This window comes from Lachnospiraceae bacterium KGMB03038, from assembly GCA_007361935.1.
In the GTDB taxonomy this organism is placed as follows: Bacteria; Bacillota; Clostridia; order Lachnospirales; family Lachnospiraceae; genus Massilistercora.
In genome coordinates, this window is record CP041667.1 from 1,062,218 (window position 1) to 1,077,500 (window position 15,283).

A 15,283-nucleotide genomic window follows, 5' to 3' on the forward strand; every position below is an offset into this window, starting at 1 on the left:
GTATACTTCTGTAGGAAGAAAAAATTTGAAATCATAGAAAAGAAAGAAGGAATCATTCATGACTTATGAAGAGGTATTACAGCAGGCAAGAACCTGTATCGGCGAGTATTGTAAAGCCTGTCCGGTCTGCAACGGCAAGGCCTGTTCCAATAAAATCCCAGGACCTGGCGCGAAAGGAACCGGAACGGTAGCGATCCAGAATTATGAGAAATGGCAGGAACTGTGCATCAATATGGATACCATCTGTGAGAATAAGCCGGTGGATACCAGTCTTTCGATTTTTGGCCAGACCATGCGCTATCCGATCTTTGCCGCGCCTATCGGATCGATGAAGATGCACTACGGCGATAAGTATGATGATCTGGAATATAACGATATCCTGGTATCTGCCTGCGCGGACGCTGGTATTGCGGCTTTTACCGGGGATGGAACCAATCCGGCGGTTATGGAAGGAGCCACCAAGGCCATTAAAAGCGCTGGCGGCCGCGGGATCCCAACGGTGAAGCCATGGGATATCAACACATTGAAAGAAAAGTTCGCGCTGGTAAGAGAATCAGGGGCTTTTGCGGCGGCTATGGATATTGATGCGGCCGGCCTTCCGTTTTTGAAGAATCTGACCCCGCCGGCGGGAAGCAAGACGGTGGAAGAGCTAAAAGAAGTCGTTGCGGCGGCTGGCGTGCCATTTGTGGTAAAAGGGATCATGACGGTGAAAGGGGCTCTGAAAGCAAAAGAAGCGGGAGCCTCCGCGATCGTAGTATCCAATCATGGCGGCCGGGTTCTGGATCAGTGTCCGACCACCGCGGAAGTTTTGCCGGAGATCGCAGAAGCGGTGGGAGCGGATATGAAGATCCTGGTGGACGGCGGAATCCGTTCAGGCGTAGATGTATTTAAGGCTCTGGCCCTGGGAGCGGACGCGGTATTGATCGGCCGTCCATTTGTGACTGCCGTCTATGGAGCTGCCGCAGAGGGAGTGAACGTGCTGGTTCAAAAGCTGGCGGATGAACTTGCCGACACAATGGCGATGTGTGGAGCTCACAGTTTGGATGAGATTACGAGGGATATGATCAGATAATCTATGAAAAGTCTAAATGAAGACATTAAAACAGGACAGTTTAAGCAGGTATACCTCCTCTATGGAGAGGAGGCGTACCTGAAGAAGCAATACAAAGAAAGGCTTATCAAGGCCATGCTGCCGGAAGGCGATACGATGAACTATGCCTGCTATGAGGGAAAGGGCATCGACAGCGCGGAGCTTATCGATCTTGCGCAGACTATGCCTTTTTTTGCGGAGCGCAGGCTGATCGTGGTAGAGAATTCCGGTTTTTTTAAGAGTTCTGAGCCGCAGCTTGCCGACTACCTACAAGAGGTGCCGGAGACAGCCTGCTTTCTTTTTGTGGAAAATGAGGTAGACAAAAGAGGCAGGATGTACAAGGCTGTGAAGGCTAAGGGACGGGCTGTGGAGCTGGGGCGCCAGGATGAGAAAACCTTGCTCTACTGGATTGCCGGCTGTATGAAGCGTGAAAGGAAGCAGATCACAGAGAAAGCGGCCCGCCATCTGGTAGAGCGGGCAGGAACGGATATGGAGAATCTGACCCAGGAGATGGACAAACTATTTGCCTATACTATGGGAAGAAGTCAGATCACGGAAGAGGACATCGATGCGATCTGCACCGTTCAGATCACCAACCAGATCTTTGATATGGTGGAAGCAGTCGCGAAGCGGCAGCAGAAGAAAGCCCTGGAATACTACTATGACCTGCTGGCATTGAAGGAACCTCCCATGCGGATCTTGTATCTTTTGGCCAGGCAGTTCCGGCTTCTTCTGGAAGTCAAAGAATTGATGAAAACCGGCGCGGACAAAGCGCGGATCGCGAAAGTGGCGAAACTGCACCCTTTTGTGGCGGGAAAATATATGCGGCAGTGCCGGGACTTTAAAAGCGGGGAGCTAAGAAGCGCTATGGAAGAGGCGGCAGAACTGGAAGAGGCAGTAAAGACAGGGCGGCTGGGAGACCGGATGAGTGTGGAGCTGTTTATTGCTTCCAGGACGAAACAGGCGTCTCCAAGCAGAAACTAGCAAGCAGAAACTAGATTGAAGACTTACGCGGCAAACTTAGTTTGATAGAAATGATACCAGGAAGAAAGGACAGACAATGGCAGAGATAGATCAGAGCAAAATTCGTAATTTTTGTATCATCGCCCATATCGACCACGGAAAATCCACGCTGGCGGACCGGATCATTGAGATGACGGGACTTTTGACCAGCAGGGAGATGCAGTCGCAGGTGCTGGACAATATGGAGCTGGAGCGGGAGAGAGGGATCACTATCAAAGCCCAGACAGTTCGGACAGTATACAAGGCTAAGGATGGAGAAGAATATATTTTCAATCTGATTGATACCCCAGGGCACGTGGACTTTAACTATGAGGTATCCAGAAGCCTGGCGGCCTGCGACGGCGCGATCCTGGTGGTGGATGCGGCTCAGGGGGTGGAAGCCCAGACTCTGGCGAATGTATATCTGGCGCTGGATCATGATCTGGACGTGATGCCGGTCATCAATAAGATAGACCTTCCAAGCGCGGAACCAGAGCGGGTGATCGAGGAGATCGAGGACGTGATCGGGATCGAAGCTTCCGATGCGCCCCAGATTTCCGCGAAGACGGGGCTGAATGTGGATCAGGTTCTGGAACAGGTGGTGGAAAAGATCCCGGCGCCCCAAGGCGATCCCAATGCGCCGCTGAAAGCTCTGATCTTCGATTCCGTCTATGATTCTTATAAAGGTGTGATCGTGTTCTGCCGGATCAAAGACGGAGTGGTGAAAAAAGGTACGCCGATCCGGATGATGGCTACAGGAGCCAAGGCGGAAGTGGTGGAAGTAGGTTATTTTGGGGCTGGCCAGCTGATCCCCTGTGAAGAACTGAGCGCGGGCATGGTAGGCTATATTACTGCCAGCCTGAAGAATGTGAAAGAAACCAGAGTTGGAGATACAGTGACCAACGCCCAGAATCCCTGTGCGGAGCCTCTGCCTGGATATCGGAAGGTCAATCCTATGGTGTACTGCGGCATGTATCCGGCGGATGGGGCGAAGTATCCGGATCTGAGAGACGCGCTGGAAAAATTGCAGTTAAACGATGCGTCTCTTCAGTTTGAACCGGAGACTTCAGTGGCTCTCGGCTTTGGGTTCCGATGCGGCTTCTTGGGGCTTTTGCACCTGGAGATCATCCAGGAGCGGCTGGAACGGGAATATAACCTGGATCTTGTAACAACGGCGCCCAGCGTTATTTATAAGGTTTATAAGACGGATGGCGAAGTGATCGATCTGACGAATCCCACCAATCTGCCGGATCCATCGGAGATTGATTACATGGAAGAGCCGGTGGTGAAAGCGGAGATCATGGTGACGTCAGAGTACATCGGATCTATCATGGATCTGTGCCAGGAGCGGCGGGGCGTGTACGAGGGAATGGAATACATTGAAGAGACCCGTGCGGTCCTGCGTTATAAGCTTCCGCTCAACGAGATCATTTATGATTTCTTTGACGCTCTCAAATCCCGGTCCAGAGGGTATGCTTCCTTTGATTATGAGCTGGCCGGCTACGAGCAGTCTGAATTAGTGAAGCTGGATATCCTGATCAACAAGGAAGAAGTGGACGCGCTGTCCTTCATTGTCCACGGGGATACGGCTTATGAGAGAGGCCGGAAGATGTGCGAGAAGCTCAAAGAAGAGATTCCGCGCCAGCTTTTCGAGATTCCGATCCAGGCGGCGATCGGCAGTAAGATCATTGCCAGGGAGACCGTGCGCGCTCTGCGCAAAGACGTGCTGGCCAAATGTTACGGCGGAGATATCACCCGGAAGAAGAAGCTTTTGGAGAAGCAAAAAGAAGGAAAGAAGCGGATGCGCCAGGTGGGCAATGTAGAGATTCCGCAGAAGGCCTTTATGAGCGTTTTGAAGCTGGATGATAAATAAGAGAGGTTCTTGTATGAAACCCTTAGAATTATATCTTCATATTCCTTTTTGCGTCAGCAAGTGTAAATACTGTGATTTCCTGTCCGCTCCGGCCGGTGAGGAGGAGCGGCAGGCCTATGTGGAAAACCTTTGCCGGAAGATCCGTTCCTACGGAGAACTGGCAGAGGTTTCTTCGGTTGTCAGCATTTTTCTGGGCGGCGGTACGCCGTCCATCCTGAAAGCAGAGCAGACAGAAGCGATTTTTCAGGCGATCCGGGAGACATTTGCCTTGGCGGAAGATGCGGAGATCACTACCGAGATGAATCCGGGGACGGTGACGCGGGAAAAACTGAAAACATACCGGAAGGTGGGCATCAACCGGCTGAGTATCGGCCTGCAGTCCATGGATGACCAAGAGTTAAAGATGTTGGGAAGGATCCATACCGTTCAGGATTTCCTGGATACTTACCGGCTTGCCAGAGAGGAAGGCTTTAGGAATATCAATGTGGACTTGATCTCGGCGATCCCTTATCAGACGGTGGAAAGCTGGGATCAGACTCTTAGGAGGACGGCGGAGCTTGGGCCGGAGCATATTTCCGCCTACAGCCTGATCATCGAGGAAGGAACGCCTTTCTATGAGCGATACGGAGAAGGGGGGCACGCAGATGAACTGCCCGGTGAAGAAGCAGAGCGGCAGATGTATTACGATACAGCCAGGATTCTGGCGTCCTACGGATATCACCGCTATGAGATCTCCAATTATGCGAAGAAGGGGTACGAGTGCAGGCATAACCTGGGATACTGGAACCGGACCGACTACCTGGGCATCGGGAGCGGAGCCGCTTCTTTGATCGATAACCGCCGCTGGGCAGAGGGTGAAGAGCCACAGGAGCTGACCCTGCAGGAACAGATGGAAGAATACATGTTTCTGGGCTTGAGGAAAACGGAAGGAGTGTCGCTGGAACAGTTTGCGGAGAATTTCGGAAGTTCTATGGACCGTGTATACAAAGAGGTGCTGGAGCGGATGTACCGCCTGGGATTGATGGAGAAAAAAGGAGAGTATGTGCGGTTGACCGAGCGAGGGATCGATGTCAGCAATTCAGTGATGAGCGAGTTCTTGTTGTAATTGGGGACGGGGGATTTTTAAAAATCCCCCGTCCCCAATTGACATCCGCACATCGTTTTCCCGGATATTGGGTCGTTCCAATAATACAATTCTTCAGGCTCTGCCACCCGGAACATGGGAAAGAGAGATTCCATATTTGGACAGATTTCCGGAAAGATGTTCCTGCATTGGATAAAAAGATCTGGATGATAGATTTTTGTTCGATGGTCGTTCCAAATAGCGCAGTAAAAGATACCTGCTTCGATCAGATCCTGGAACATATGGCTTCCATAACTTAGCTCCGGAAGGTATCCGGCCCCGCTGTCGGAGACTTCGCAGATGCCTCTAAACCCGGAGATATCCGCGAATCTGACGGGGACACCCAGCTCTGGGGAGGAGGTGCCCAGGCGGCCTGGAGATAAAAGGAGAAGATGTTTTCCTTTTCCCCGATAAAACCGATTGATTTGTCCTACTGCTTCTGCGGCCTGGGATTTCAGGCTGTAAGGATAGTTGTAGTAGGCTGTGGGGTCAATCTGGACGACAACATCAATCTTTTCTTTGACGGAATTTCCCATGGAAGAATTCTGAAGGGAAAAGAAGATGTCTTTGTCCGCCAATAAAGGGATCTCTACAGATGATCCTTGATGACCGGTGTACAGAGGCCGGCATTGGAGCAGATTTATTACAAAACGGCCTTGTTCGTCCAGGTTGACGGTATATTCGATGTCTACCGGATGTTCGTAAACCTTCTCCAGAGTATGGAGGATCTGCCGCATAATGTCTGTGAATTCTTTGTTTTCCAGAAGTTTCTGGCAGGTAATGAACCAGACCTGCCGGCGCCGGTTCATCCGTTCCAGGGAAGCTTCAGCCTCATAGTCTCTTTCCATAACCGCTTTTTTATACCACAGTGGGAGCTGCTCGATCAGAGAGTCGGCGGAAATGGTGACGAGAGCATTTTGGCTGGTGTCCAGAACATCCAGGTTCCTCTGGGAGAAACGATGCCTGTCTGCGGCAGTGCTGTGCATAGAGGCGGAAGGACGGTCCAGATTCGCCAGCCTGGGATAATCATTTTCTGTCCGGTCTACCGCTCGTGTCCCAAGTCCGGCCACGATCCTAAGAAGGCCTGCAGAGGGGTCCATATCGGAGTTCCAGCGATAAACGCTGTAGCTATAACCAACTCCGGCGGCGGATGGGAAGAAGTAAGGGCCGTGGTAGGAGCCGGAAACTCTTTGGACCAGAACGGCCATTTGCTCATCGTGTTGTTCCAATCCTCTTTGCCTTCGATATTCCAAGGCGGAGAGATCCATGGTACTGGCGTAAACGGCGCGCACCGCATCTTCGAAGGCCAAGAGACGCTCCTCCGGGGTACCCTGATTAACGCAGAAAACAGACTCGTATTTGCCGGCAAACGCATTCCCAAATCCGTCCTCCAGAAAGCTGGAAGAGCGGACGATGATCGGACTTTGCCCAAAATATTCGATGATAGACCGGAATTTCTCACGGATGTCAGGAGGAAAAGTTCCAGACAAGAGGGCGTTCCTCAGGTCTTGAGCCTTCTTAAAGTACCCGTCCTACGTCCGCTGGGCAATGCGGGTTTCCCAGCAGTTGTTGGAGACGATATAAGTATAGAAGACATCGGAACCGATATAAAAAGAATCATGAGGTTCCTGATGTGCCAAGTATTGAGGAAGATGCTGATGGACGATCTTGCGGGCAAGCAGCATGCCGCAGGCTTTCCCGCCGATAGAACCGCTTCCAGCCATTCGGTCCCGGATGAGAAAATAGTCTTTAGGAGAAAAGTACTTCTTGATCATTTCCTGCAGGCGGGAATCTCTGGTCAAAGTGCTTTCCAGAATCTGCTGTTCTGTGTCCAGGTCAAAAGTTCCTCTCCGATAAGCCTCTCTGGCCATGGAGAAGAAGCGGTCATGACTGTCATAATTTTGGTCCGTCATTTCTGTTTCTTCCTCTTCCAGCAGCTGGTAATACCGGCTTAAGGCTACGCCGTCTTCTAAGGTGCGGAAGGCCCCGGACGCCTGGTCATAAGAGTGGGGAAGAAACATTTTGGCAGAATATCGGTTCCATACTTTGAGAGGGTGCAGATAGAGAGCGTCTCCGGTATGGACATCAAGAAGGAGCTGAGTGGTATCCCGTATCCTGGCTACAGCCTCATAGGAGTGGCGCCCCCGCAGGAGCGGGAAATAAGCTACGGTGTCCAGACGAAATAAGAAGGGACAGGTTACCTGGAAGAAATTCCCCATCATAAGATCTGTATACCAGGCAGATTGAAGGGAAGAGAGGCTGTCAAAAATGTAGAACGCGTCCCGTCCCTCTTTTGCGATGCATTGGTAAATGTCTACCGTAAACGCCTCAAACCCTTTATCCGGGTCGAATTCGCGGATTTTAAGGCCGGGACGCGGAGTCAGTAAAGGCTCATGGCCCGCGAAGCGCATATAGATCAGATTACGCCCGTCCTGAATCGCCTGCCGGGCAAATGGCTCGGCAAAGAAGCGGAATTCTTCCAGGGCAGTCACACGCCACACTACATTGTCGCCCATGCGGATATGATCCAGTAGAGCATCTACGCCGGAGAACCCGCTGCTGATCTTGTCAAATGCACTCATAAGATATTCCTCCTTCTGCAAATGAAATAGGGTTTTTAGTTCAGACATGAAAAAAGGACGCGCAGAACTTCTGCGGCGCCCTTGCCGGTCGTGTTTTCTCTTATTATATCAGAATTACTAGTAATTTCCAAGTTCTCCTAAGTAACGGTCGATCTTTTTCAGCCGCTTCTCAATGCCCTTTACTTGATGGCTGATCACGTCCAACAGGATTTCCGCCGCAAACTGGGGAGCGATCATTGAATTAAAAAAAGTACTGCTGTCTACCGGAACTGTGATCAGGGCGGAAGCGTACGGGGCCAGCAGGGCGCTTGGCTTATCGGTGATGACTACGATGGAAGCGCCGGCTTCCTTGGCCATTTCCACAACACAGCGGTCCACAGATGAATACCTGGGGAAACTAAATACGATCAGGCAGTCGTCCTTGGTGATGCTGCAGATATGATCGATTGGACTGATGGAGCTGGAAGCGGTGGTTTCCACGTTTGGAAGCATGTGCTTCAGATATAGAAGAAAATAATCGCCAAGACAGGCGTTCCCGCGGGTGGCAACAATATATCTGCGCCGGGCCTTGATGATCAGCCCGGCGGCTTCGCGAAAAGAAGCGCTGGTATTGTTGACGAAAACGGTTTCTAGATTTTTGGCGGCATTATTGAAATGGAGCTGGATATATTCAGAATCTTTCCCAAGCTTTGAGGCCTTGGCAGCCCGCTGGGAAGGGACGGTAATAGAACTGGAAATGTTTAAAACCTTCCCCTGATAGCTTTTCCTCAGCGCTTTTTGGAAATCCATAAATCCGGAGAACCCAAGAGAGCGGCTGAAGCGGATAACGGAAGATTCGCTGACGGAAAGCTTTTGGGCAATTTCTGTGGAGGTCATAAAGCAAGCCTCGGAGGAGTTGTCGAGGATAAATTCCGCGATGGTCTTCTGTGTTTTGGTCAGATTTGCGTTGTGGATTAGTTCGTGTAGTTCTTTCATAGGTTAAATGCCTCCGGTGATGCGTTCTATTCTATGATAATTTAATCACGAATCCTGCAAAGATGCAAGGAAATTGTAAAGACAATTTGAAAAAACTACCCGTATTCAAAAGGATTTGTGAAAAAAATAACTTTTATTGAATAATAGAGAACCTTATGTTACTATAATTTTAAAGACAAATGAATAATATTCTTCACAAAAGAAACTTTGTGAAAAATATTGTTCATTTACTTTCTGCACACTGCGGAAGCGGAACGGAAAATTTTTAAATTTAGGAGGTAGAGATAAGTGAAAGTAGGATGTGTAAAAGAAATCAAAAACAATGAATTTCGTGTGGGTATGACTCCTGACAATGTAAAGATTTATGTTGGAGCGGGACACGAGGTTTATATCGAAAAAGGCGCTGGAGTCGGTTCCGGATTTACCGATGATGAATATGCGGCAGCCGGAGCGAAGATGATCGATACGGCTAAGGAAGTATGGGATACAGTAGAAATGATGATCAAGGTTAAAGAGCCTCTGCCGGAAGAGTATCCGCTGTTCCACGAGGGACTGATCCTCTATACATATCTGCACCTGGCGGCGGACAAACCGCAGACAGATGCTCTGTTGAACGGCAAAGTAAAAGGTGTCGCTTATGAGACCTTATTTGATCCAAAACAGGGCGGACTTCCGCTGCTTGCTCCTATGAGCCAGATCGCCGGACGTTTGAGTATCCAGGAAGGCGCGAAATATCTTGAGAAGACATTCGGCGGAGAAGGTGTTCTCCTTGCTGGTGTTCCGGGAACTCCGAAAGCAAATATCGTAATCCTGGGCGGCGGTAATGTAGGAACAAACGCATGTAAGATCGCGGTAGGCATGGGCGCAAATGTAACGATCATGGACATCAGCCTTCCAAGACTGGCTTATCTGGATGACCTGTTTGGAGCGCGGGTACAGACTCTTGTTTCCAATGACGCCAACATCGAGAAAGCTGTTAAAGAGGCGGATCTGGTGATCGGTTCTGTTCTGATCCCAGGAAAAGCCGCTCCGAAGATCTTTAAGAAGAAATACCTCAAAGAAATGAAGCCAGGCGCTGTATTCGTTGACGTTGCGGTTGACCAGGGCGGATGCGGTGAGACCACAAAGGTAACTTATCACGACGATCCGATCTTCGTTGAAGATGGCGTAGTTCACTACTGTGTAGGAAATATGCCGGGAGCTGTTCCGAGAACATCTACGATCGCTTTGACCAACGCGACCGTATTCTACGGACTGCAGATCGCGAACAAAGGATTGGAGCAGGCATGTAAAGATAATGAAGTGATCTACTCTGCGATCAATACTTATGACGGCAAACTGACCTGCAAGAACGTTGCGGACAGCTTTGACTGCTATGAATATGTAGACATTAAGACTCTGTGTTAATGACCGACACTTATCTTAGAAATTTCCAAACTTAATTCCTTCAAAGTTGCGAGAAGGGGCCTGCGGCGAAAAGCCGCGGGTCCCTTTGCGCTTCTAAAAACAACTTGCTTTCCTATGCCACGTGTGCTAATGTATATATAACAAAAGAAAAAGGTGATTTTATGATAATAGAAATCGATTTTAACAGTGACGAGGCAATCTATGTGCAATTGCAGAATCAGATCATTATGGGGATTGCTACAGCGACGATCCATGAGGGAGATACATTGCCCTCTGTCCGGCAGCTGGCTGATATGGTAGGAATCAATATGCATACAGTCAATAAAGCTTATTCTGTTTTGAAGCAGGAAGGGTTTATTCAGCTTGACCGGCGAAGAGGCGCGGTGATCGCCATTGATGCCAATAAGGCTCAGACGCTTTTGGAGCTGAAGAGGCAGCTGCGGATTCTGCTGGCCAAAGGGAGTTGTAAAAACATTTCCCGTGAAGAGGCGCACGAGCTGGTAGATGAGATTTTTGACGAGTATAGAAAGGGAAGGACAGAATGAATTATACGGAACAGGCAAAGGAAGCGCTGAGGATCGCTGGAGTTGAGGCTAGAGAACTGAAGCATCCATATATAGGAACAGAACATCTGCTCTTGGGATTGCGGAAGGTGTATACCGGCGTGGCAGGGCAGGTCCTTGCGGCGAACGGGGTGGATGAAGAGAGTATTCTGAAAATCGTGGATGAACTGGTATCGCCGGTAGGGAATACAGTCGTAAAAGAAAGGGCCGGAAACAGTCCCAGGTTAGAATATATTCTGGAGGAAAGCCAGGCGGAAGCAGTTCGTTTCCATTCGGAACAGACGGGGACGGAACATATGCTTCTTGCCCTTCTGCGGGATGTGGACTGCGTCGCCACCAGGATCCTTTTGACTCTGGGGATCAGCTTGCAGAAATTGTTCCAGGATATTTTGGAAGTCCTGGGAGCAGACCCGCGGGAATATCAAGATGAGATGAACCAGGAAAATGTACGGAAAAAGGAAGGTGTACTGGAACAATTCGGTACGGATCTTACCGCACAGGCAGAGGAAGGGAAGCTGGATCCCGTGATTGGGAGAAAAGAGGAGATTGGCCGGCTTATGCAGATCTTAAGCAGAAGGACGAAGAATAATCCCTGCCTGGTTGGCGAGCCTGGAGTTGGAAAGACCGCGGTGATCGAAGGGCTGGCTCAGCAGATCGCGGCCGGCGTGGTCCCGGACAGCATGAAGAATAAGCGGATCCTGACCATGGATTTGGCGGGAATGGTGGCTGGCTCCAAGTACCGAGGAGAATTTGAAGAGCGGATGAAACGTCTGATACAGGAAGTAAAAGCGGCGGGAAATATCATCCTTTTCCTGGATGAGGTCCATACGATCATCGGAGCCGGCGGCGCGGAGGGAGCCATTGACGCCTCCAATATCCTGAAGCCCTCCCTGGCAAGAGGGGAACTTCAGCTGATCGGGGCGACTACTATTGTGGAGTATCGGAAATATATTGAAAAAGATGCGGCGCTGGAACGGCGGTTCCAGCCTATTATGGTGGAGGAACCGACACAGGAGCAGTGTCTGGAGATATTGAAAGGCCTGAAAGCAAAGTATGAGGCTCACCATCGCGTAACGATTGAAGAAGAAGCGCTGGAAGGAGCGGTATATTTAGCGGACCGGTATGTGAGCGATCGGTTTTTGCCGGATAAGGCGATCGATGTGTTGGATGAGGCCTGTTCAAAAGTAAGCCTGCGGGGATTCAAAGCGCCGGATTCTATTTATGAGCTGGAAGAGCTGACTGCCCGTCTGCTGGGAGAGATCGAGGAATCCATCCGGCAGGGGGATATGGCGGAAGCGGCGCTTCTGAACCGGGAGAAAGAAGAGGCATCTAAGAAATTAGAGAAGACGAGAGAACGCTTCCAGAAGAGAAATGCGGGAAAGGAAATCCATGTTGCGGAGTCAGACATCGCGGATGTGGTCTCTGAGTGGACCAAGATACCGGTACAGAGGCTCCAGGAATCTGAAGGGGAACGGCTTCGGAAACTGGAAGTCACTCTGCATAAGAGAGTGATCGGCCAGGATGAGGCGGTGTCGGCGGTTGCGAAAGCGGTAAGGCGCGGCCGGGTAGGACTGAAAGACCCCAGGCGTCCTATTGGTTCTTTTTTGTTCCTTGGGCCTACCGGAGTGGGAAAAACGGAGCTGTCCAAGGCTTTGGCAGAAGCTTTGTTCGGAAATGAGGATTCGATGATCCGTGTTGATATGTCTGAATACATGGAGAAACACAGCGTGGCCAAGATGATCGGTTCTCCTCCGGGGTATGTGGGACATGAGGACGGGGGGCAGCTCAGCGAGCAGGTGAGGAGGCATCCTTATTCTGTAGTCCTGTTTGATGAGATTGAGAAAGCCCATCCGGATGTGTTCAATATCTTATTGCAAGTCCTGGACGACGGACATATTACAGATTCTCAGGGGCGGAAAGTAAATTTCGCGAATACGGTGATCATAATGACTTCCAATGCGGGGGCCCAAGCGATCATAGATCCTAAAAGACTGGGATTCAATGCCAAAGAAGATGCGGCAGACGATTATAAGAGAATGAAAAGCAGTGTTATGAATGAGATCAAGCTGATCTTCCGGCCGGAATTCCTAAACCGGATCGATGAGATCCTTGTGTTCCATCCTCTCGGCAAAGACGAGATGAAACGGATCGTTGGTCTGATGTGCAGAGAATTTGCGGACAGGGCAAAAAATCAGCTTGGCATCCATCTTACTGTCCGGGACTCAGTGAAAAAACATATCGTGGAAAAAGGAACGGATCAGAAGTATGGAGCCCGTCCTTTACGCCGCGCTATGCAGAATATGCTGGAAGATAAACTGGCGGAAGCGCTGCTGTCCGGCGAGATAAAAAGAGACAGCGATGTGGTCGTTGGAATGTCTAAAAAAGAAATAAAATTTATTTCAAAGACTACAAAATAAAAGGGAATTGATATATAATAGGGGATACAAAAGAAGAACCTAGGAGGAAAATGAAATGGCAGCAGTGAGGGAGCTTTTAAGAGCTGAGGCAGACGGAACGCTCAGTTTTGGAGACTACACCTTAGAAAGTAAGACAAAACTGGACGGTTTTGAATTCCAGGGCGATCTCTACAAGGTCAAAACTTTTTCTGAGATCACAAAGCTTGAGAGAAATGGAATGTTTGTATATGAATCTGTTCCGGGAACAGCGGTAGAACAGTTTCAGGCGACAGAACAAGAGATTTCTTTCAATGTCTCCGGCGCTCAGGATGCCCAATTTACCTTAGAGCTTGAAGCGGACAGCGAATATACCGTTTATCTGGATGGAGCCGCGGCGGGCGACATGAAGACGAATTTAAGCGGAAAGCTCAGTGTCAGCACAGAATTGGCAGAAGGAGAGAGCGTTGCTGTAAGGATTGTCAAGAAATAAAAGAAAGAATACAATATAAAGGCGGAAGGGCTGCGGATCGCAGCCCTTTTTGCGGCATGGGAGAGAAGAATGGCAAAAGCGAAAAAGACGGTGTTTTTCTGCCAGAACTGCGGGCATGAAGAAACAAAGTGGCTGGGTCAGTGCCCGGCCTGCAAAGAATGGAATACCTTTGTGGAGGAGAAAGTGTCGGTATCTTCGCCTGGAAAATCCGGAATTGTGAAGGAAGAACGGGATAATCGTCCCGTTGCGCTGAAAAGTGTTGCTACAGATGAAGATGACCGGATACAGACAAAGATCGGAGAATTGGACCGAGTGCTGGGAGGCGGGATCGTGCCCGGCTCTTTGGTGCTGGTGGGCGGCGATCCGGGAATCGGGAAATCCACTTTGCTGCTGCAGGTCTGCCAGGCGCTTTCCGCGGGAAATAAGAATATCCTCTATATTTCGGGAGAAGAGTCATTGAAACAGATTCGCCTCAGGGCAAACCGGATGGGGGAATTTTCTGAGAAACTATATCTTTTATGTGAGACAAGCCTGGATAGGATACGAAATGTGATTGAAAAAAGCAGGCCGGATATGGTGGTGATCGATTCTATCCAGACTATGTATAATGAGGAGGTGGCATCGGCGCCGGGAAGCGTATCCCAGGTTCGGGAGTCTACGAATATCTTTATGCAGCTGGCAAAGGGGCTGAATATTTCTATTTTTATTGTGGGCCATGTGACAAAAGAAGGAACGGTGGCGGGACCTAGGGTGCTGGAGCACATGGTGGACACGGTGCTGTATTTCGAGGGAGACCGCCATGCCTCTTATCGAATCTTGAGGGCGGTCAAGAATAGGTTTGGTTCTACAAACGAAATCGGCGTTTTTGAGATGCGTACAGAAGGACTGGTGGAAGTGAAAAATCCTTCCGAGTTCATGTTAAGCGGAAAGCCGGAGAACGCTTCTGGCTCTGTTGTGGCCTGCGCGATGGAAGGAACCCGGCCTATGCTGATGGAAATCCAGGCTCTGGTCTGCCGCAGTAATTTTGGTATGCCAAGGAGGACGGCGGCAGGGTTGGATTATAACCGGGTGAACCTTCTGATGGCGGTGCTGGAGAAACGGGCGGGGCTTGCACTTTCCAACTATGATGCCTATGTGAATATTGCGGGAGGGATCAGAATGAACGAGCCTGCGGTGGACTTGGGCGTTGTGATGGCCATTGCATCCAGTTATCGGAATAAACCGATTCCCGATGATATGATCGTATTTGGAGAAGTGGGCCTAAGCGGCGAGGTGCGCGGGGTCACTATGCCGGAGCAAAGAGTGACAGAGGCGAAGAAGCTGGGGTTCAAAAGCTGTATCGTGCCAAAGGTATCTGAGGAAGCACTGAAGGGGATAGAAGGAATCCGGATTATTGGAGTGGGTTCTGTCAACCAGGCGATCAGTGTGCTGTAATTGCGGAAAGGGCTGCCCCAATTGGAGACATTCCTTCCGTGCGTTATTTTGATTTATAGGTTTCTTTATTTTCACCGACACGATTCAATGCAGAATAGGAGGTGTTTTATGAGCGGCATGAAAGAAAAGATGCATACAGGAGAGCTTTACCTGCCGGGGGATGAGGAGATCCTGGAAGAGCAGATAAAGCGGCTGGACCGCCTGTATGATTATAATATGACCCGTCCGACAGAAAGCGGGAAAAGAGAAACGATTCTGCGGGAAATGCTTGCTGAAGTCGGGGAAGGATGTTATATAGAACCGCCATTCCATGCCAACATGGGCGGCGCTAATGTCCATTTTGGCAAA

At 50.0% G+C, this 15,283-nt stretch carries 12 protein-coding genes and 1 pseudogene (1 of these 13 only partly in view); 10 read left to right on the plus strand and 3 right to left on the minus strand.

Annotation, left to right across the window (positions count from 1 at the left end):
• Positions 1 to 58: 58 nt before the first annotated feature.
• From FND36_05115 to hemW, 4 genes are all read left to right on the plus strand, one after another.
• Positions 59 to 1,072: an alpha-hydroxy-acid oxidizing protein gene (locus FND36_05115; GenBank protein ID QDW73479.1), complete on the plus strand. Its 1,014-nt coding sequence runs from the start codon at positions 59 to 61 to the stop codon at positions 1,070 to 1,072.
• 3 nt (positions 1,073 to 1,075) lie between these two features.
• Entirely contained in the window at positions 1,076 to 2,074 is a 999-nt protein-coding gene (holA, locus tag FND36_05120; protein QDW73480.1) for a DNA polymerase III subunit delta, read from the plus strand.
• A 76-nt stretch (positions 2,075 to 2,150) separates the two neighbouring features.
• Positions 2,151 to 3,965 (plus strand): elongation factor 4, encoded by a 1,815-nt coding sequence (gene lepA, locus FND36_05125; GenBank protein QDW73481.1) that lies wholly within the window; start codon positions 2,151 to 2,153, stop codon positions 3,963 to 3,965.
• 13 nt (positions 3,966 to 3,978) lie between these two features.
• Positions 3,979 to 5,070: a radical SAM family heme chaperone HemW gene (hemW, locus tag FND36_05130; GenBank protein QDW73482.1), complete on the plus strand. Its 1,092-nt coding sequence runs from the start codon at positions 3,979 to 3,981 to the stop codon at positions 5,068 to 5,070.
• A 17-nt stretch (positions 5,071 to 5,087) separates the two neighbouring features.
• Here hemW and FND36_05135 read toward each other — a convergent pair.
• The 3 genes and pseudogenes from FND36_05135 to FND36_05145 form a co-directional block, all read right to left on the minus strand.
• Positions 5,088 to 7,670 (minus strand): annotated as a pseudogene (locus FND36_05135) (phosphoenolpyruvate synthase).
• Positions 7,671 to 7,787: 117 nt separating this feature from the next.
• Positions 7,788 to 8,645, minus strand: coding sequence for a MurR/RpiR family transcriptional regulator (locus FND36_05140; protein QDW73483.1), 858 nt, complete (start codon positions 8,643 to 8,645; stop codon positions 7,788 to 7,790).
• Positions 8,646 to 8,798: 153 nt separating this feature from the next.
• The gene (locus FND36_05145) at positions 8,799 to 9,026 is read right to left on the minus strand and encodes a hypothetical protein (protein ID QDW73484.1); all 228 of its coding nucleotides are present in this window, start codon (positions 9,024 to 9,026) and stop codon (positions 8,799 to 8,801) included.
• Here FND36_05145 and ald point away from each other — a divergent pair.
• From ald to FND36_05175, 6 genes are all read left to right on the plus strand, one after another.
• The gene (ald, locus tag FND36_05150) at positions 8,934 to 10,052 is read left to right on the plus strand and encodes an alanine dehydrogenase (protein QDW73485.1); all 1,119 of its coding nucleotides are present in this window, start codon (positions 8,934 to 8,936) and stop codon (positions 10,050 to 10,052) included. The two genes, FND36_05145 and ald, sit on opposite strands and share 93 nt — an antisense overlap.
• Before the next feature lie 161 nt (positions 10,053 to 10,213).
• Positions 10,214 to 10,597, plus strand: a complete 384-nt coding sequence (locus FND36_05155; GenBank protein QDW73486.1) for a GntR family transcriptional regulator — start codon at positions 10,214 to 10,216, stop codon at positions 10,595 to 10,597.
• Entirely contained in the window at positions 10,594 to 13,032 is a 2,439-nt protein-coding gene (locus tag FND36_05160; GenBank protein ID QDW73487.1) for an ATP-dependent Clp protease ATP-binding subunit, read from the plus strand. Before FND36_05155 ends, FND36_05160 begins: the two co-directional genes overlap by 4 nt.
• 55 nt (positions 13,033 to 13,087) lie before the next feature.
• Positions 13,088 to 13,501 (plus strand): endosialidase, encoded by a 414-nt coding sequence (locus FND36_05165; GenBank protein QDW73488.1) that lies wholly within the window; start codon positions 13,088 to 13,090, stop codon positions 13,499 to 13,501.
• A 69-nt stretch (positions 13,502 to 13,570) separates the two neighbouring features.
• Positions 13,571 to 14,935: a DNA repair protein RadA gene (radA, locus tag FND36_05170; protein QDW73489.1), complete on the plus strand. Its 1,365-nt coding sequence runs from the start codon at positions 13,571 to 13,573 to the stop codon at positions 14,933 to 14,935.
• A 108-nt stretch (positions 14,936 to 15,043) separates the two neighbouring features.
• Positions 15,044 to 15,283: the beginning of a sugar O-acetyltransferase gene (locus tag FND36_05175; GenBank protein ID QDW73490.1), read on the plus strand. It continues 378 nt past the right edge of the window; only the first 240 of its 618 coding nucleotides appear in the window; the start codon lies at positions 15,044 to 15,046; its stop codon lies beyond the right edge, outside the window.

Excerpts from the sequence above, each read along its gene's own strand:
- FND36_05115 (QDW73479.1), top strand. The coding sequence starts at position 59 with ATGACTTATGAAGAGGTATTACAGCAGGCAAGAACCTGTATCGGCGAG.
- holA (QDW73480.1), top strand. The coding sequence starts at position 1,076 with ATGAAAAGTCTAAATGAAGACATTAAAACAGGACAGTTTAAGCAGGTA.
- lepA (QDW73481.1), top strand. The coding sequence starts at position 2,151 with ATGGCAGAGATAGATCAGAGCAAAATTCGTAATTTTTGTATCATCGCC.
- hemW (QDW73482.1), top strand. The coding sequence starts at position 3,979 with ATGAAACCCTTAGAATTATATCTTCATATTCCTTTTTGCGTCAGCAAG.
- FND36_05140 (QDW73483.1), bottom strand. The coding sequence starts at position 8,645 with ATGAAAGAACTACACGAACTAATCCACAACGCAAATCTGACCAAAACA.
- FND36_05155 (QDW73486.1), top strand. The coding sequence starts at position 10,214 with ATGATAATAGAAATCGATTTTAACAGTGACGAGGCAATCTATGTGCAA.
- FND36_05160 (QDW73487.1), top strand. The coding sequence starts at position 10,594 with ATGAATTATACGGAACAGGCAAAGGAAGCGCTGAGGATCGCTGGAGTT.
- FND36_05165 (QDW73488.1), top strand. The coding sequence starts at position 13,088 with ATGGCAGCAGTGAGGGAGCTTTTAAGAGCTGAGGCAGACGGAACGCTC.
- radA (QDW73489.1), top strand. The coding sequence starts at position 13,571 with ATGGCAAAAGCGAAAAAGACGGTGTTTTTCTGCCAGAACTGCGGGCAT.